Annotated in this window: 18 protein-coding genes; 6 read left to right on the top strand and 12 right to left on the bottom strand. The window is 33.5% G+C overall.

Features of this window, described 5'->3' with window-relative positions:
• Positions 1 to 5 precede the first annotated feature (5 nt).
• The 3 genes from Q1B37_RS11095 to Q1B37_RS11085 all read left to right on the top strand — a co-directional run bounded on the left by Q1B37_RS11095 (position 6) and on the right by Q1B37_RS11085 (position 6,798).
• Entirely contained in the window at positions 6 to 1,976 is a 1,971-nt protein-coding gene (locus Q1B37_RS11095; RefSeq protein ID WP_299898642.1) for an OmpA family protein, read from the top strand.
• Between the two features lie 245 nt (positions 1,977 to 2,221).
• Positions 2,222 to 4,198 (top strand): tetratricopeptide repeat-containing sensor histidine kinase, encoded by a 1,977-nt coding sequence (locus Q1B37_RS11090; RefSeq protein ID WP_299610623.1) that lies wholly within the window; start codon positions 2,222 to 2,224, stop codon positions 4,196 to 4,198.
• A gap of 113 nt (positions 4,199 to 4,311) precedes the next feature.
• Positions 4,312 to 6,798, top strand: a complete 2,487-nt coding sequence (locus tag Q1B37_RS11085) for a zinc-dependent metalloprotease (protein WP_299898640.1) — start codon at positions 4,312 to 4,314, stop codon at positions 6,796 to 6,798.
• A 76-nt stretch (positions 6,799 to 6,874) separates the two neighbouring features.
• Here the strand turns inward: Q1B37_RS11085 and hemL are convergent, their stop codons facing one another.
• Genes hemL through Q1B37_RS11065 form a run of 4 tightly spaced genes read right to left on the bottom strand, consistent with a single transcriptional unit; the run spans position 6,875 to position 10,314 of the window.
• Positions 6,875 to 8,161 (bottom strand): glutamate-1-semialdehyde 2,1-aminomutase, encoded by a 1,287-nt coding sequence (hemL, locus tag Q1B37_RS11080; RefSeq protein ID WP_299898638.1) that lies wholly within the window; start codon positions 8,159 to 8,161, stop codon positions 6,875 to 6,877.
• Between the two features lie 6 nt (positions 8,162 to 8,167).
• The gene (locus tag Q1B37_RS11075; RefSeq protein WP_299898636.1) at positions 8,168 to 9,004 is read right to left on the bottom strand and encodes a glucosaminidase domain-containing protein; all 837 of its coding nucleotides are present in this window, start codon (positions 9,002 to 9,004) and stop codon (positions 8,168 to 8,170) included.
• Positions 9,005 to 9,038: 34 nt separating this feature from the next.
• Positions 9,039 to 9,980, bottom strand: coding sequence for a 1-aminocyclopropane-1-carboxylate deaminase/D-cysteine desulfhydrase (locus Q1B37_RS11070; RefSeq protein WP_299898635.1), 942 nt, complete (start codon positions 9,978 to 9,980; stop codon positions 9,039 to 9,041).
• A gap of 7 nt (positions 9,981 to 9,987) precedes the next feature.
• Positions 9,988 to 10,314: a hypothetical protein gene (locus Q1B37_RS11065; RefSeq protein WP_299610615.1), complete on the bottom strand. Its 327-nt coding sequence runs from the start codon at positions 10,312 to 10,314 to the stop codon at positions 9,988 to 9,990.
• Positions 10,315 to 10,342: 28 nt separating this feature from the next.
• On the opposite strand from Q1B37_RS11065, the gene Q1B37_RS11060 reads away from it, so the two are divergent.
• From Q1B37_RS11060 to Q1B37_RS11050, 3 genes are all read left to right on the top strand, one after another.
• Entirely contained in the window at positions 10,343 to 10,519 is a 177-nt protein-coding gene (locus tag Q1B37_RS11060; RefSeq protein ID WP_299610612.1) for a DUF5522 domain-containing protein, read from the top strand.
• Positions 10,520 to 10,595: 76 nt separating this feature from the next.
• On the top strand, positions 10,596 to 11,132 hold the full coding sequence (locus Q1B37_RS11055) for a DUF4136 domain-containing protein (RefSeq protein WP_299610610.1): 537 nt from the start codon (positions 10,596 to 10,598) through the stop codon (positions 11,130 to 11,132).
• Positions 11,133 to 11,223: 91 nt separating this feature from the next.
• Entirely contained in the window at positions 11,224 to 11,829 is a 606-nt protein-coding gene (locus tag Q1B37_RS11050; protein ID WP_299610607.1) for a DUF4230 domain-containing protein, read from the top strand.
• A 33-nt stretch (positions 11,830 to 11,862) separates the two neighbouring features.
• Here Q1B37_RS11050 and Q1B37_RS11045 read toward each other — a convergent pair whose 3' ends face one another.
• The 8 genes from Q1B37_RS11045 to Q1B37_RS11010 all read right to left on the bottom strand — a co-directional run bounded on the left by Q1B37_RS11045 (position 11,863) and on the right by Q1B37_RS11010 (position 18,847).
• Positions 11,863 to 12,396 carry a DUF2867 domain-containing protein gene (locus tag Q1B37_RS11045; RefSeq protein WP_299898633.1) on the bottom strand — a complete coding sequence of 178 codons (534 nt, stop codon included), beginning with the start codon at positions 12,394 to 12,396 and terminating at the stop codon, positions 11,863 to 11,865.
• On the bottom strand, positions 12,393 to 13,271 hold the full coding sequence (locus Q1B37_RS11040) for an ATP-binding cassette domain-containing protein (protein ID WP_299898631.1): 879 nt from the start codon (positions 13,269 to 13,271) through the stop codon (positions 12,393 to 12,395). Before Q1B37_RS11040 ends, Q1B37_RS11045 begins: the two co-directional genes overlap by 4 nt.
• Positions 13,268 to 13,939 carry a molybdate ABC transporter permease subunit gene (gene modB, locus Q1B37_RS11035; RefSeq protein WP_299898712.1) on the bottom strand — a complete coding sequence of 224 codons (672 nt, stop codon included), beginning with the start codon at positions 13,937 to 13,939 and terminating at the stop codon, positions 13,268 to 13,270. The genes Q1B37_RS11040 and modB overlap by 4 nt, the downstream gene beginning before the upstream one ends.
• The gene (locus Q1B37_RS11030) at positions 13,939 to 14,340 is read right to left on the bottom strand and encodes a TOBE domain-containing protein (RefSeq protein WP_299610601.1); all 402 of its coding nucleotides are present in this window, start codon (positions 14,338 to 14,340) and stop codon (positions 13,939 to 13,941) included. Before Q1B37_RS11030 ends, modB begins: the two co-directional genes overlap by 1 nt.
• 15 nt (positions 14,341 to 14,355) lie before the next feature.
• Positions 14,356 to 15,159, bottom strand: a complete 804-nt coding sequence (gene modA, locus Q1B37_RS11025) for a molybdate ABC transporter substrate-binding protein (RefSeq protein ID WP_299898629.1) — start codon at positions 15,157 to 15,159, stop codon at positions 14,356 to 14,358.
• A gap of 6 nt (positions 15,160 to 15,165) precedes the next feature.
• Entirely contained in the window at positions 15,166 to 17,436 is a 2,271-nt protein-coding gene (locus Q1B37_RS11020) for an aminotransferase class III-fold pyridoxal phosphate-dependent enzyme (RefSeq protein ID WP_299898628.1), read from the bottom strand.
• 129 nt (positions 17,437 to 17,565) lie between these two features.
• Complete coding sequence (locus Q1B37_RS11015; protein WP_299898627.1) at positions 17,566 to 18,003, bottom strand: GNAT family N-acetyltransferase; 438 nt, start codon at positions 18,001 to 18,003, stop codon at positions 17,566 to 17,568.
• A gap of 28 nt (positions 18,004 to 18,031) precedes the next feature.
• Complete coding sequence (locus tag Q1B37_RS11010; RefSeq protein ID WP_299898626.1) at positions 18,032 to 18,847, bottom strand: hypothetical protein; 816 nt, start codon at positions 18,845 to 18,847, stop codon at positions 18,032 to 18,034.
• Between the last annotated feature and the right edge of the window lie 21 nt (positions 18,848 to 18,868).

Below are 18,868 nucleotides of genomic sequence, written 5' to 3'. Positions count from 1 at the left end.
CAAAAATGATGATATATAGAATTCTTTACAGTATTGGTTTCCTTATACTCATCCCCTCATTTTTGTTTTCTCAAAATTCGGATTTCAAAAAAGTTAATAAACGGTTTAATGACTTTGAATTTATAGAGGCTATTGATTCGTACAAAAAAATTATAAATCAAGGAAAAGGATCAATTGAAGTATATCAAAAACTCGGAGATGCTTATTATTATAATTCAGACCTAGAAAATGCAGGAAAATGGTATCAAAAAATGTTCGAATATAGAACAGAACAATTAAATGATAGTATCATTGTAGAAGAACTGCAACCAGAATACTACTATAAAGCGGCTCATTGTTACAAACATTTAGAAAAATATGATGAAGCAAAGAGACTAATAACCCTTGCCAAAGAGAGTAATGCAAACGACTCAAGAAGCAAAAGATTAGAAGAAAACCAAGATTATTTAGAAGATATCGAAAAGCAATCTGGCAGATACGAAATCAGTGATTTTGAAAACAACTCTGCATTTACAGATTTCGCTCCTTCCTTTTATCAAAACGAGCTTGTTTTTTCGTCTTCCAGAGGAAAAAGAAAAAATATATCAAGCCGAAATTCATGGAATCAACAAGCATATTTAGGATTATTTCAAAGCATAAAGGATGATTCCATCGGCGTATCCTTTTCTAGAGAATTTGCAAAAGAATTGAGTTCACGTCTTCATGAATCTACCTCATCATTCTCAAAAGATGGTAATGTTATATATTTTACACGTAATAATATTTCCAAAGGTACTTCAAGGAAAGATTCATTAGGAGTTAATCGACTCAAAATATTTAAAGCTTTTAAAACTGCAGAACAAAAATGGTCACAACCCGAAGAACTTCCTTTTAATAATGATCAATACTCTGTTGCGCATCCTACACTTAATTCAGATGGAACAAAATTGTATTTCGCCTCTGATATGCCTGGAGGTTATGGCGAGTCAGATCTTTATGTAGTTGACATTAATAATGATGGAAGTTACGGAGAACCAAAAAATCTGGGACCAGAAATTAATACAGAAGGTCGAGACACCTTTCCTTTTATTACTACATCCGGGATGCTATATTTCGCATCAGACGGGCATCTTGGACTTGGTGGACTAGACATTTTTGTAACAAATACAACCGCATCTGAAAAAAAGGTTGATAACATAGGTAAACCTGTAAATAGTAATTACGATGATGTTACTTTTATCATCAATGAAGATACTAAAGAAGGATACTTCGCTTCAAATCGTAAAGGTGGACGTGGAGATGATGATATTTATCGTATTACTCAGAACAGCCCATTAGTTACGGATTGTATCGGATATGTTAGTGGCTTGGTAAAAGATCAAAACTCTCAAGAGATTTTAGTCGAAACAGAAATAGAGGTTCTTAATCAAGATAAAGAAACGATATTTAATGGTAAAACAAATGAGGAAGGGTTTTTCTATGTACCCTTAGATTGCAATAATAAAAGTTTTGAGTTCCTACTAACAAAAACAAAATACAAACCTCTAAATATTAGTATAGATACTAATAATGATAATCCAATAGCAAATAAAGATTTCTTTTTAGAAAAAGACACACCAAAAACTGGTGTAGATCTAGGAAAAGTACTTTCGCTCAAACCGATTTATTTCGCTTCTAACAAAGCTTTGATTCTCAGTAGTACTGCAGAAGAACTGGATAAAATTGTCTCTTATCTGAAGGAGTTTCCTTCATTAAAAATTGAAATCCGATCACATACCGATAGTAAGGGAAGTGATCTATACAATCTAAAATTATCAGCAAAACGAGCTACTGCCACAGCCAAGTATATCATCGCTAAAGGTATCAATCCCAATCGAGTAAAAAGCAAAGGATATGGAGAACTGCAATTAAAAAACGATTGTAAAAATGGTATCCCTTGTAGTAAGGAAAGACATCAACAAAATAGAAGAAGTGAATTTATAGTAATTGAAAACTAATCTACACCATATCATAAAAGTTCCCTTCGCCTTTCAGGTAATCAGCAATTAGACATTAAAAGTTAGATTGTTTGTAATCCATATATGAAGTTGAATTATACCTAAAAACGTCATAACTCTTTCGAAAATCCATAAAAACAATATATTTTGTAAGAATAATACTACTATATTTGTTTTTTAAATTGATTTTTGTGTATTTTGTAGATGTAAATTGTTTTTTAATCTATTTTCCCAAAATAAAACATATGAAAAAAGCGATTTTTACATGGATCTTATGCGTCCTATTCAGTTCATTTAGTTTTTCTCAGAAAAAATCACTGGATAGTATCATACCTTTCATAAAAACGGAAAAAGACTCTGTATTATTTGATACAGCCATGAAATATTTTGAAAATATGTGGAGAGCGGAAGAGTTCGACATGGCTTTATCATACGAATCTAAATTATTATCTATTTCAAATACTATAAAGTATAATAAAGGTATTGGTAATGTATACCAACATATCGGAAACGTTCATAATTTAACTCAGCAACATATAAAAGCTTTTTACAATTATGACCAAGCTGCCACATACTTTAAAAAAGCTAATCACCAACGAGGTTTGGCAATTATTAATAATAATAAATCTACTATTGAACAAGGAAGAGGTAATTCTGAAAAAGCAATACATCATATACTAGAAGCAAACTTATACTTCGAGCGTATGAAAGATAGTTTAGTCTTATCCAGTACATATAACAATCTTGCCAATATTTACTCTGATATTGATAATTATGAACTTGCCGAAGAATATTATCAAAAATCGATAGCCTTAAAGAAAAAATTCAGACCAAATAAGGTAGGGTCAGCATTAAACAATTTAGCACTGATCTATATCGACCTTGGTAAAATCGATGAAGCAGAAAAACTGATTAACGAAGCCTTAAAAATTAGCAAGAAAAATAATCGAACTTTAGACAAAGCAATGGCATATACCCGACTAGCTAATCTTTATAAGGCAAATAAAGAATATGAAAAATCAAAAAAATATTACGATTCTTCATATTGCAATGCTGTACAAGCACAAAACTTTAGAGTGGCTGCAAACATCAAACAACAGTTAGGCGAGATTGCGATCAAACTAAAAAATTATAATGAAGCAGAAGTTCTCTTAGATGAAGCTAGAACAGAACTAGTAAGACTAGATATTCCACCATTGCTTTTGACCAATTATAGACATTCTGCTACTTTAGACTCAGCGAGAAATAATTTTGCATCTGCCTTTATTTGGCAAAAAAAATACCAGCAAATTGCAGATCAAATATCCAGAAATGAATCCACCGAAAAAATCTCTAAAGCAGAGATTCGTTTCAAATCCGAATTAGAACAACTAAAACTTCTTGAAGAAAAAGAAAAACAGGAATTAAAAACACAAGGAGCATTATTTAAATATAGAATATTTACATTCATAAGCATAGGAATGTTTGTCATAGGTGCAATATTTTTATTCTTTATTATCAAAACCAGAAGAGAAAGAAAAAGATATATTGCTGAATTAAACGAATCTAACCAAGTAAAAAACAAGCTCTTTTCTATCATTTCTCATGATCTAAAAAATGAAATACACGGACTTGATGGCACCTTAAATCTTTTAAAAGAAAATGCCATTTCTAAAGAGGAGTTTGAAGAAATTGTTCCGCTACTTTCCAATAGAACGCATCAGACTTCTATAATGCTTAATAATTTATTGAATTGGTCCAAATCCCAAATGAATGAATTAAATGCAAAACCTACCGAGTTTAATATTAAAGACGTTATCCAGAATAAATTTAGCTTTTTCGAACCCAAAGCAGCACGTAAGAACATCCAACTTAACAATAAATTAGACGCTACTTTGGTATATGCGGACAAGGATATGTTTTCTATTGTGTCACAAAATTTATTAGCAAACGCTATTAAATTTTGTAAATCCGGAGATTCTATAACCTTGCTATCTAATGAAAAGGAGGAGCACTATGAAATTTATTTTCAAGATACTGGAGTAGGAATTCCGGAGGAAAACCTTCATAAACTATTCTCTGAAGACACTTTTACTACAAAAGGTACGCAACAAGAAGCAGGTACAGGTTTAGGATTAAAAATTTGCAAAGAACTTGTAGAATTAAATAAAGGTGAAATTAAAGTAAAAAGTATTTTAGGTGAGGGTAGCACATTTTGCATCACATTACCAAAAGCATCATAAGATTTTATAAAAAGATTAAGATACAAAAGCCCTTGCTCTCTGAGGTTTTAACGTTCTTTTCACTTACAACGCATTGTTATTTCTTTATCTTCGGCCGATAAAAAAAATTACACATGCTCAAAAATACGCTTTATTTGCTGCTGGCGTGTACCATTACACTATCCAGTTGCTCATCTTTACAAAGTAAAAAAACAAAGAAACCAGCAGCAACAGCTGCTAAAAAACCGGGAAAAGATAAAAATGCTATTAAACCTTATAAAGAGGTTATTACAAAAAAGGCAAAAAGTGATCCTGGACTTTTTACTGTTCACAATATTGAAGACAAATATTTTTACGAAATACCAGATTCTCTATTTAATAGAGAAATGTTAATGGTAACCAGAATTGCTAAAACTGCAACCGGTATCGGTTTTGGTGGAGGAAAACAAAATACGCAGGTCCTTAGATGGCAAAGAAAAAACAAAAAAGTATTACTGCGTGTAGTATCACACCAAATATATGCTGCGGATTCTTTACCTATTCATGAAGCAGTAGAAAATTCCAACTTTGAGCCTATCTTATTTTCATTTCCTATCAAAGCATTCCATAAGGATTCTGTAAATAATGCTACAGTGATCGATGTAACAGATATGTTTACGAAGGATGTAAAAGCGATTGGTTTTCCTGCATCAAGAAGAAAAAGATATAAGATAACAAGGTTAGACCAGAGTCTTTCCTATATAGACTCTATAAGAAGTTACCCTCTTAATATCGAAACCAGACACGTAAAAACATACATGGCTGGAGATCCACCATCAAACGCTAGCACTGGAACCATCTCATTAGAAATGAGTAATTCCATGATCCTATTACCAGAAACACCAATGAAAAGAAGAATTTTCGATCAACGTGTTGGATGGTTTGCAAGAGGACAAACAGATTACGGATTAGAAGCGCAAGAAAGTAAGACTATTAGATATCTAGATAGATGGAGATTAGAAGTAAAAGAAGAAGATATTGAAAAGTTCAAAAGAGGCGAACTAGTAGTTCCTAAAAAACAAATTGTCTATTATATTGATCGTGCTACGCCTAAAAAATGGAGGAAGTATATAAAACAAGGTATTGAAGATTGGCAGGTAGCTTTTGAAGAAGCTGGTTTTAAAGAAGCGATTATCGCTAAAGATCCACCTTCTAAAGAAGAAGATCCGGATTGGAGTCCTGAGGATGTAAGATATTCTGTAGTACGTTACCTCGCATCTCCTATTCCAAATGCAAACGGACCTCATGTTAGTGATCCAAGATCAGGAGAAATTCTAGAAAGTGATATTAATTGGTATCATAATGTGATGACATTGCTTCGTAACTGGTTTTTTGTACAAACTGCAGCCATTAATCCCGAAGCAAGAGGAGTAGCTTTTAAAGACGAAATCATGGGTAGATTAATACGATTCGTATCTGCTCACGAAGTAGGACATACATTAGGATTACCTCATAATATGGGTAGTAGTGTTGCCTATCCTGTAGAATCGCTTCGTGATCCTGCGTTTACGAAAAAATATGGTACAGCTCCTTCTATTATGGATTATGCACGTTTTAATTACATCGCGCAACCTGGAGATGGTGATGTAGCGCTAATGCCAGAAATTGGAATTTATGACAAACATGCTATTAGATGGGGATATCGACCTATTCTGGATACAACAGAAGAGGAAGAAAAGAAGACTTTAGACAGCTGGATATTAGCACATCAGAATGATCCTAAATATCGTTTTGGAAGACAACAATTTGGTGTTATAGATCCAAGCTCACAAACAGAAGATCTTGGAGATGATGCTGTAAATGCCAGTACTTATGGAATTGCTAATCTAAAAAGAATTATTCCTAATCTAATAGAATGGACTGCTGAGGATGGTAAAAACTATAATGATCTAGAGACAATGTATGGTCAGGTACTTGGACAGTTTAATAGATATATGGGACATGTTTCTTCTAATATCGGAGGTGTATATGAGTATTTTAAAACATACGATCAAGAAGGTGCTGTGTATACTCATGTTACTAAAGAGAATCAAAAACGTGCTATGAAATTTTTACAAGAAGAATTGTTTAGCACGCCAAATTGGTTATTAGACACCAATATCTTTAACAAAATAGAATCTGCAGGAAGTGTAGAACGTATCAGAAACTTTCAGACCAGAACTCTGAATAATCTTTTGGATTATGGAAGAATGGCCAGATTAATTGAAAATGAAGCATTAAATTCAAATGCATATACTTTAATTGATCTAATGACCGAATTAAGAGCTGGTTTATGGAGTGAACTAAGAAGCGGATCAAAAATAGATGTTTATCGTCGTAACTTGCAAAGAGCTTATATAGAGCGTTTAGAGTTTTTGATGACAAAAGAACAAACACCAATACCTGCTAATTTTAGACGTTTCGTGAGACGAACCAATGTGGATGTTTCGCAAAGTGATATCAGACCTATTGTTCGTGCAGAATTAAAAAACTTGCAGAGAGACATTAGAAATGCAGTTGGACGAACATCTGATAGAATGACACGTTATCATTTGCAGGATGCAATAGAAAGAATTTCGTTGATATTAGATCCAATAAAATAATCGTAATCAAAGAATTTAGATTCTAAAATTATGATATCAAAAAAGCCAATCTTTTAGAGATTGGCTTTTTTATAATTTATAAACTTTCTGCCGTTATCCTTGCAGCGTTTATGGTTTCATCTAAATCTTCATAGCTAAGTGCGTCTGTAATGAACCAAGTTTCAAATGCACTTGGGGCGATATAGATCCCTTGATCTAGCATCCCATGAAAAAACTTCTTAAAAGTATCATTATTTCCAGCTGCTGCACTTTCGAAATCAACCACAGGTTTTTCAGAAAAATGAACAGAAATCATAGAACCTAATCTATTAATAGTATGTATTATATTTTTCTCGATTAAAACCTTTCCAATTCCTTCATGTAAGTATTCGGTTTTCTTAGTTAAACTATCAAACACTTCAGATTTTTCATTTAATTCCGTTAACATTGCTAATCCCGCTGCCATTGCCAAAGGATTACCACTTAAAGTTCCTGCCTGGTATACGGGACCTAAAGGAGCAAGATGGTTCATGATTTCTTCTCTTGCTGCGAATGCTCCTACTGGCAAACCTCCGCCGATAACTTTTCCAAAAGTTACGATATCCGCATCTACTCCTAGCAATTCCTGCACACCTCCTTTAGCTAATCTAAAACCAGTCATTACCTCATCAAATATCAACAGTATATTATGTGCATCACATAGCGACCTCAAACCTTCTAAAAAACCTTTTACCGGAGGGATACACCCCATATTTCCAGCTACAGGTTCAATAATAATACAGGCTATCTCATCCTTATTAGAATTGATAATTTCTTCTACATTCTCTAGATCATTATACCTTGCTAACAAGGTGTCTTTTGCTGTTCCTGCAGTTACACCAGGACTATTAGGACTTCCAAAAGTAACAGCTCCACTACCAGCCTGAATCAAAAATGAATCACTGTGACCATGATAACATCCTGCAAACTTGATGATTTTATCCTTTTTTGTAAATCCTCTTGCCAATCGTACAGCACTCATACAAGCCTCTGTACCAGAATTTACGAATCGTATTTTATCAATATTAGGCACCATAGATACCGCTAGCTCGGCAATCTTAGTTTCAATTTCTGTAGGCATACCAAAACTAGTTCCCTTTTTGGCTTTTTCAACCACTGCATCAACCACAGGTGGATATGCATGACCAAGTATCATTGGCCCCCATGAATTGATGTAATCGATTAAACGATTTCCATCTTCATCATATAAATAAGCACCTTTTGCTTCTTTCACGAAGATTGGATCACCTCCTACTGCTTTAAATGCACGAACAGGAGAATTAACTCCTCCAGGAATTACTTTCTGAGCCTCTTTAAACAGAGCACTACTTCTTTTATAAATCATAGTACGTTAAAATTCGTCAGCATCGTCCTCTGGCTTTTCTATCTTAAGTACTTGTCCAATGGCGATTGCGTTATCTTTTAAATTATTGTAAGCTTTTAGTTCTGCTACTTTTAGATTATATCTTCTGGAGATAGAATAAAGAGTATCGCCTTTCTGCACGATATACTCACCATTTTTGATCTTTGGAGCTTTCCTTTTCTCCACTTTTTTAGGCTCTACAGCTACGTAAGAAGTCCCTAACACCTCAGCATCATAGTCATACAATTTATAGCGTTCTATAATACTAATTAGTTTTACAGGGTATTTCTTATCCGTGGCGTATCCCGCAGCTCTTAAACCGTAAGCCCAAGACTTATAATCACTTTGTTTATAGGTAAAAAGCTTGGAATATCGCTTTCTATTTTTAAGAAATAAAGAATGATCTCTAAATGATTCACTCGCTTTTTCGTACTTCCTAAAACATTCTTGGGAGCGATCATCATCATGGTATACTCTATCACCTGTCCAATCATGACATTTAATTCCGAAGTGATTTTTGGCTTTACTTGTCAATTCTCCATAACCAGCTCCGGATTCTAAAATACCTTGTGCTAGTGTAATACTCGCAGGGATTCCATATTGCTGCATCTCATGTTTAGCAATACTAGCATATTCGAAAATATAATTCTGAACTTTTTCTTTATAAGAAACCTTAGCGAGAGGTTTTTTAGCAACTTCTTTTGGCTTTTCTACCGATGTTACCTCTCTACTAACCTGCGTTTTTCTAGACGAAACAGTTTTAGTTTTTGTTGTAGTTCTTATTGTTTTCTTACTACCTCCACAAGAAATTAAGAGTGCAGTCACACAGCACAACATTATTATTTTCCTCACATTCATATTAAATCCTAATAAGAGGGATTTTCTTTTTACTCAGTTTTTTATTCATCCCAGCAATACCTTGCAGACCTCCTGTATGAACGGCTAAAATACGAGTATTTTTTGTAAAATCCCCTTTCTGTATCTTATCAAAAATACCGTATATCATCTTGGCCGTATATATAGGATCTAAGGTGATATACTGTTCTTCTTTAAACCTATTCATAAACTCAATTAATACAGTATTTATTTTACCATAACCCCCAAAATGATATTCCGTATTCAAGCTCCAATTCTCCTTATTAGTATATTTATTTATCTCAGCATTTAAAAAATCTCCTTTTAGCGCTGGGAAACCAATAACCTTTTGATGATCACTACTTCTATTAATGATGCCAGCAATAGTTCCTCCTGTTCCAACTGCACAACAGAGATAATCATATTGATCATCTGAGGATATAAGAATTTCTTCACAACCTTTGACAGCTAATTCATTTGTTCCTCCTTCGGGTACTACATAAAACGAGCCAAATTCTTTCGTGAGTTTTTTTAAAAAAGAAGTTGAAGTCTTTTCCCTGTAGTCTTCCCTGCTCACAAACTTTAATTGCATACAATGATCCGTAGCAAATTGTAGGGTGTCATTCTCGGACAAAACTCTTGGTAAATCATTTGCTAATTCTTCTCCTCTGATAACTCCAATAGTCTTAAAACCCATTAATTTTCCTGCGGCAGCAGTAGCTGCTATATGATTACTATAAGCACCTCCGAAAGTAAGAATTGTTTTGTATCCATTTGCTTGTGCTTCTCTAAGATTATATTTCAGTTTTCTGAATTTATTCCCAGAAACATATGCATGAATTTGGTCTTCACGCTTTATATCAAGTTTTATCCCAGCTTCATCTAATAAGGGATGTGTTATTTTTTGGTTGATTACGGTAGAAATTTCTGAAGAAAAGAAATCCATATCACAATTAGAGATATTTTGTAAAACTCCAGATTTTTCGATGCTCTAAATAGGAAAGTTCTCCTTCCATTTCGTAAGCTTCACGCTCAAAAGAGATATTTCGATAAGCTTCTCTAGAATTTCCATACTGAAATAATCTAATAATGTACTCCAATAGATAAACAATATAAAAAGGCAATACCAAAAGCTCTAGCTGCTGTTTTAAGTGAATTCTTTCATGGTTGATAAACACCTTATCCTCTTTTAACCGTGGATCTTTTACCACAATAAAAGGCCAAAGTGCTATACCCACAAAATGACGACCTATCAAATATTTGTTAACTAAAATTGGCATCTAACCGCAAGATAGTATTTTTGTAGTGATGAGCAACCCAAAAAGAATACTAAAACCCGAAGAAGGTGATTACTATCTTACACCTGAAGGGTATCGATGTTTTACAGAACAATATCATCTACGAAGAGGGTACTGTTGTGAGAGTGGCTGTAGGCATTGCCCATACGGTTATGATAAAAAAACAAATAAGTATACCAAAAAGTAGATTTTAAGTCACTCATGGTATGATTATTGTGCATTTTTTACCAAAAAATTGTTGAACTTTTTAAAAACATAGGATTATGAAATCTTTCTCTCTTTTATCGCTGATCCTAATCATAACACTCAGCTCTTGCTCTAGTGTAAGAGTAGCTTCTGATTATGATAGGCAAACAAATTTTAATAGTTACAAAAGCTACGCCTTTTTTAAGCCAGGAATAGATAAGGCTGAAATTAGTGACTTGGACAAAAAACGCATCCTAAGAGCCATTGAAGCGGATATGGCTGCTAAAGGATTTACCAAATCAGAAAATCCAGACGTATTAGTAAGTATTTTTACAAAAACTAAAGAAAACGTAAACATTTATCAAAATAATTTTGGCTTCGGATGGGGTTATGGATGGGGATGGAATCCTTGGTTTTGGAACAATGGATTTAATACCGTTTCTAGAACAACTGAAGGAACTTTATATATAGATCTTATCGATGCCTCTAAAAGAGAGCTTATCTGGCAAGGTATGGGTACCGCAGCACTTACTGAAAGGGTAGAAAGAAAACAGGAAAAAATGAATCAAATTGTAACCGCGATATTAGAAAAATATCCTCCAGAATTAAAATAAGCATTTCATCCGTTTAGATATCATAGCCTTTCTTTTATAGAGAGGCTATTTTTTTATGTACTTTTATATACAGAACCAGATTCTTAAAAGTATGCGTAATTTTTTACTTGGTGCTTGTATTGCAGCATTTATTGCTTTGGGAATTAGCTATTTTATTATTCAGGCTAAAACTCAAAAAACCGAAATACAATCTTCTGATTTAATTTTAGATCAGATAAAAAACGTAGGAAAACTTGTGGTTACCGAAGGACATTTCTCTGAGGTCATTACCTATAAAGACGCAAAAAAATACTATTTGGATATTTTAACTGCAGAAAAAAAAGCTATTGTGGTGGTAAACGCTGAAGTTACGGTTTCTTATGACCTTAGCAAAATAGAACACTCCATTGATAAAACGAATAAAACAGTAACAATTACCCATATTCCCGAAGCTGAAATTAACATCAATCCAACGATAAAATACCATGATCTGGAAGAAGATTTCTTTAATCAATTTAATCCAGAAGATCATAATAAAATACAACAGGAAGTAACTCGTCAGTTAAATGAAAAAGTAGAAGCTTCTACCCTAAAATCTAATGCCGAAAACAGACTGATAAGCGAACTACAAAAGATTTATATTCTTACCAATAGCTTAGGATGGAAGTTGGTGTATAAAGGAGATACGGTTACCAATTCTGAACAATTGATTTTATAAAACCTGAAACAATATGATTCTTAGGTTCAAAAGCTAGTGCTTTTTTAAATTCCTGATAGTACTTTTAAGCATTGCAGGAACAATTAATTTATGAAAAGGTTTCACTGGGAAGAAATATAGTTTCCCGAACCAATTGTTAAAATGTACCACAGTAGATATGGTTAGGTCTTTTGTATGATCTGGTTGAGGAACTAACAATAAAGAAACTCTAAAATTTAAATGAGAATCGTTTTCTCCTAAAATTAGCTCATTATCTGCCTTATCAAATACTTTAAAAATACCAACCTGATCGCCAATTTCTCCTTTAAAATTTTGAAGCACTTCTTCTTTTTGTTCTAAGCCATTCCCAGTTTTAAGTCCAAAAACTGAAACTATTTTATTTCTCAAAGCGAACAAGCTCCCTATCCATTTTGGAGAAAATGAAAAAAATGCTTTGGTAACCGCTAAAATACCAATCTCGTTTTTTGGATCCGAAAACCTGCTTTTATAACTATCAGAATACTCATAAACTTCCTCTGATAACAACGAAATCTCCGGCAAAGCTACTTTCTCTACTTCGATTTTCATACTTCAATTTTTTGTAAAACAGGATTAAATGCTTTTGAAGCTACAATAACCTTATCTCCTATTGCTAAATTGACAATTTCTTGTTCCTGAGCTACAACTTTTACTACATTTTGCCCAATAAGAACAGTAACTATATAGATAACATCTTCTTTCGTAATATCAATCACCTCTCCGACAAACTGAAACTTACCACTAAGCTGATTACTTGCAAATACGGTCATTGGTTTTCCAACCTTTTCTACACCACCATCTTGAAGCTTATATACCACATCCGACATTTTGATAATTTCTCCAATATCATGACTTACCAAGATAGTAGTTAGATGGTATTTTTCATGAACTTTTAAAATATAATCTTGCAGCTTGGAACGCATTCTTATATCTAATGCAGAGAGTGGTTCATCTAACAACAAAACTTCTGGTTTTTGGACCAGTGCACGAGCTAAAGCTACACGTTGTTGTTGACCACCAGATAACGTTTCTGGTTTTCTATCTTGTAATTCTTCTAATTCTACAATGCTAATCAACTCATCAACAATTGCCTTATCTTGTTTTTTATCTAATGCAAATTCCAAATTTTTACGAACTGTCATATGAGGAAATAGCGCATAATCCTGAAAAACATATCCTATCTTACGCTGCTGAGGAATGCGATTAATTTTACGCTCTTTATCAAACCAAATACTATCATTTACCATAATACTTCCTTTATCTGGAGATAGCAACCCAGCGATGATTCTAAGTGTCGATGTTTTTCCTGCACCAGAAGGCCCATACAATGTTACGAACTGACCTTTCTTAACATCTAATTCGATGGCAAGAGTCATTTTTCCAGCAGCCGAACGTAAAGTTTTATGGATAGTCGCTTTGATCATTTCCAGAACTTTTTAAGATATCCACCATTTATCATATATACTGACAATAGTACTATAAACGTAATTAAGAATAAAATCATAGAATATGTATTGGCATGCGCATAGTTTAATGCTTCTACCTCATCATAAATAGCAATCGATACTACTTTTGTTTTTTCAGGAATATTTCCTCCTATCATTAAAACAACGCCAAATTCGCCGACGGTATGCGCAAAAGCCAAAACGATTCCTGTAAGTAACGATGGTTTTATATTGGGTAACAATACAATAAAAAGTGTTTTCAATTTTGATTTTCCTAATATATACGAGGCTTCTGATAGAGAAGATGGTAAACCCGATAATCCAGATTGGATAGGATTGACCATAAATGGTAAACTATAAATCATTGATCCAATTACTAATCCCGAAAAGGAGAATATCAATCGTAAGCCAAACCATTCTTGCAACCAGGCTCCAAAACTATTTCCAGGGCTAAATGCCATTAACAAATAAAACCCTAAAACCGTTGGAGGCAATACTAATGGCATGCTTACCAAAGTTTCTATAACAGGTTTCATTCTTGATTTAGAAAATGCTAGCCAATAGGCCAAAGGAACAGACACGATAAGTAAAATCACAGTAGTTACCAAGGCAAGTTTAGCTGTTAATATGATAGGTCCCCAATCAATCATCTGGAAAGCATAATTTCGTTAACCTTTATCATAGCAACTACTTTTTGATCTTTTTCTAGAGAAAGCTCGTCAAGAATTTCAGAAGTGATCAATGCTACGATTTCTCCAATACTACTTTCTAATATCACTTTACTTAATAACGCTCCTTTTTCAATATTTTTAATGGTAGCTTTGATTTTATTTTCGATACTGATCAAGGTATTCTCTTCTGTGGAAATGATAACCTCTGTTTCTTTAAACAAAACAGTAATCTGATTTCCTTTTTTTAGATGAGAAGCTGTTTCTGGAGTTTCGAGCAAAATAGTTTTAAGCAAATTATGCTCATCTAGCTTAACGGAAACTATCGATAAACTTTTGCTTACTTTTATATCAGAAATATGTCCGGAAAAAACATTCATTAGTTTATTTATAAACTACTTCAGTGCGTTAAAATATCGATTATCGAGTAAATATCCGAAATCTTCTAATATTTTCTTGGCTTCTTTAGAAAAAAGAAAATCATAAAACTTTGTGCTATTCATATGCTCCTTATTCTCTCGTTTTATTAGTACAACACCTTGTGCTATTGGTGTATAAAAACTATTATCTAGTTCTTTCCAATGTCCTTGCTCTCTCATTTGAGGAGACATTACTACAGATTTTGCTGTAAAACCAATTTCTGAAGCCTTAGAGGTAATAAACTGGTTGGTTTGAGCAATACTTTCTCCATACACTAATTTATCCTCAAGGAGTGTATACACTCCCTTAGATTTTAAAAATTCTACAGCTGCCTGTCCATAAGGAGCAGTCTTCGGATTTGCTAAAGCAATATTCTGAATCTTAGGATTAGAAAGTCCCGCAATCGAAAGTTCTATATCATGATGTAACGACCATAAAACCAACTGACCATACCCGTATATTTTTGGAGGTGCTACTGCAAATCCTTCTTTATAAACATCATTAGGGTATTTCATATTAGCAGACACAAAAATATCATAAGGAGCTCCTTCTTTGATCTGTGCGGTTAGTTTACCAGAAGAACTAATAATCAGATCACAAGGAATCCCTGTTTGCTTGGTAAAAGCATCCGAAATTTCTTTAATAGCAAACTGCATATTGGCTGCTGCCGCTACGGTAATATGACCCTTTTTCTCTTCTGTGCACCCTAAAAAGAATACAAAACCCAATACAACAAAAAGCAGCTCTAATTTTACAAAACGTATTTTCTTATACTCCACTAACTCTTAGATTTTCTGATAATAATCCTGTAATATTTCATCGATAGCATCTACTACTTCTTTTGCATTTTCTTTTGTGAAACATAATGGAGGTTTTGTTTTTAACACACTATCATCAGGACCGTCTGTACTAATTAATATAAATCTATTTCGAAGCGCATTTTTAATATGATGTGCCAACTCACGATTCGTTTCTTGATTTCCTTCTTTTACTATTTCAATACCTAGAAAAAGACCAGATCCTCTAACATCGCCTATACACTTATGTCTATCCTGAAGCTCAATCAAAAGTGATTTATAATAATCTCCTACTTCCTTAGCATTTTCCTGAAGATGTTCTTCTTCTATAACTTCTAAAACAGCCATTCCTACAGCGCAGGAAACTGGATTTCCTCCAAAAGAACTAAAAAACTCTACTCCTTTACCAAAAGATTCAGCAATTTCTGATGTGGTAATCACCGCTCCCATTGGATGTCCATTAGCAATAGGTTTTCCAACGATCACAATATCCGGAACCACATCTTGTTGTTCAAAACCCCAAAAGCAATCTCCCAATCTACCAAATCCAGTTTGGACCTCATCACTAATACAAACTCCTCCTTGTTTTCGAATCTCAGGATATATTTTTTTCAAATATCCTTTGGCTAAAGGTACTTGTCCACCACAACCTACAACTGGTTCTGAAATAAAAGCACCTATCGGATCTTCAGAATCTTTAATTTGCTCTATGGCTTCTTCAGCATACAATCTTCCAGCATCATTATCTTTGTATTTTCCTCTATATGTATCTGGGAGTTGTGTTTTTAGAATATGCCCTTTTTGACCATCACCTTTTGGATTATTAAACTTATAATCACTAATATCAATAGAAATTTGTGTGTTTCCATGATACCCATGTTCCATCACCATAGTCTTTTTATGTCTGGTATGCGCATGCGCCATGCGAATAGCAAGATCACTGGCTGCACTTCCCGAGTTTACAAAAAAAACTTTATTCAGAGATTTAGGAAACTTAGATAATAGCTTATCTGCGTAATTAGGTAACACATCATACAAATATCTCGTATTTGTATTTAGTTTTGCCATTTGCTTCTGTCCAGCTTTTACCACTTGCGGATGAGAATGACCAACGTGCGGAATATTATTGTAGGCATCTAGAAAAGTATTTCCTTCTTTATCATACATATATTGAAAAGCCGAACGATCCATGAAAATCGGATCCTTATAACTTAGAGATACCACTGGACTTATATATTGATACCTTCTTTTTATTTCTTCATCTACTGCTTTTATTTCTACAAGAGGTAAACTAATTGCTTCTCTAAAAGCATTTTCTGCATGAATAGGATTAATTCGCAACCATTTATGCAACATACTCCAAGCATATTTCTCGCTCACAGTAGCATATGTGTTCTCGGGATCCATTTTTTTAGCATAAGCAGAATTGCAAACACTTGTACAAAGTCTGGCTGCTACCAAATAGTATAATACGCCAATTTCTTTTTCCTCTAAAGGAAGAACATCGTGATATCCTTTAATGATGTCTAACGACCAGTCTAGCGGACGTTCTTTATCATAACATCCATACGTGATTGCTATAGCCAACTCATTGATCAACTGAGAATATGCAATATCTCCAAAATCGATAATTCCAGAAACTTTGTTATTATCAGTTAAAATATTCCACTCATTCGCATCATTATGAATTATTTGCTTCCGTAATTCAGGAAGTAATGGAACTACATTTTCTTCATATTGCATGAAAAAATAGCGTACGATGTTTCTATCATGTGGATCTGTAATATATTGTAGATACTTTTTATTTAACGGAAAATATTGAAGATCCCACTCCCAGGTTCTGGATTTCAAAACATAACTTTCGATTCCTTGAAGCCTCTTATTCATACCAGCCACGAAAGCTCCAATATCATAAGACAGTTCTTTAGTAGGCTCAACATCTCCTAAGAATTTGCCTTCTAAAAAAGACAACATTCTACAAATAGATAAATTTCCTCCGATCTCGATCACTTTAACATACTCCTCATTTGCAAAAGCAATAGGTTGAGGAAAAGCATTGTCATTTGCTGTACTTAGATGCAAAAGAATTTCATTTTCTGCTTCAAGAATTGCTAACAATTCTTTGTCATAAGCATATGTTTTAAAAATAGATATATTGGTATTTGTCTTGACAATATAATTGATATTATCATAGCCATTTATTTTTTTTACCTTTGGTTGATTTAAAGAAAATTCAACTTCTAACAGCTTCTCTATCATAACAAAAACACTATAGAATTCTTACAAAAATCTTTTGGAATATCGCAGGCTAAATATACAGTATTAATGGTAGTTAAGATTAAAAGAAGACACAATTAATTTTTTAAAAAATCAATGCGGCAGTCTAGGTTATATTTCTAATTCCATCTCATATAAATCTAACCCTAAACCCCAATAATCTTTTGCTGTCTTTTTGGTAATAAAACCAAATTTTTCAAAAAAACCATATGCAAGTTGAGAGGTTCTAACAGTTACTTTTTGTATCTCACTATTAGACTTTAAAATGGACAAACAATGGGTAACAGCTTTATTTCCGAAACCCTTACCAGCAAACTCTGGATGAAAAAAAATCCATGTAATTTCTCCTACTCTCCTTTTCTCAAGATAATTACATCCTACTCCTCCTATTATTTTATTCCCAGATGTTATTGTAAAATAGGTGCTTTCGTATACCGCTAGATATTTTTTAAAATCCTGGATTTCCTTACGATCAAAATATTTAGGAGTATTTAAGATAAGAACTTCAACTAGTTCCTTTTTGTCATTGGATGTATAAGGTCGTATCATTCCAAAATTTTTCTGGTATTGGAATATATTAATTAATCCGGATCGAAAAATTATCCACAAACAATTCAATATCCTCCATAGTAGGGTTTGCAGTGGCTCCTACTTGGACTCTTTCATAAAATACAGGCTCTTGTAACGTAAAATCAATTCCATTTTCAGCAAACAATTCTCTAAAAATAGTGGCATTAGGCAAATTCATCCCATTACTCATGATTACCTCATTCCCATTGATAGATAAGCTATTCATTCCAGCATCATCATCCGCTAATGTTAATTCCCATCGTACGGTTACCCATTCATTTCTGGGAAATTGTAGAGATGTTTGTTGCAAATTGCTCGCTGAGATTTTACCTCTTTCGATGGACAAAAAATCATTTCCTCCAGACATCATCAAACGGACTCCAGGACATTGATTATCCTCCACCGTTGGATCCCAACAGGAGCAACATTCTAGATCAATTAATAGTAAGTTTTCAATATTAGCTGTGGAATTCAAGTAAAAATCTGCTTCGATAACAACCAGATCATCTGCAAAAGCCTTAAATCCTTCTTTTTCTATGTCCATTTTAGATAATACATTATCAGATTGCAACGCTAACAAACGTAATGCATTTTGACCTTCAGAAAACGTAGTGGTTGAAATAGAAATCTCATTTGATGGGTTTGTTTGTTGTATATTCGTCCATCTACTTCCATTCGATTCAAAAAGTTCGTCTACATCATTATTTTGAGTCTCGAATCCATCTTTAAATAAAAATGAATTTGTAGTAAGAGATGCATCATTATCACTATTGGAGCATGCAATACAGAACACAAGAATTATCAAAAAATAAACAAACTTCATAACTAATGGGGATTTGTTATG

The sequence above is a fragment of the uncultured Aquimarina sp. genome, assembly GCF_947492965.1.
GTDB lineage: Bacteria > Bacteroidota > Bacteroidia > Flavobacteriales > Flavobacteriaceae > Aquimarina.
Note: the sequence above shows the minus strand (reverse complement) of the source record. Positions and strands in the feature narration are given on the sequence as shown.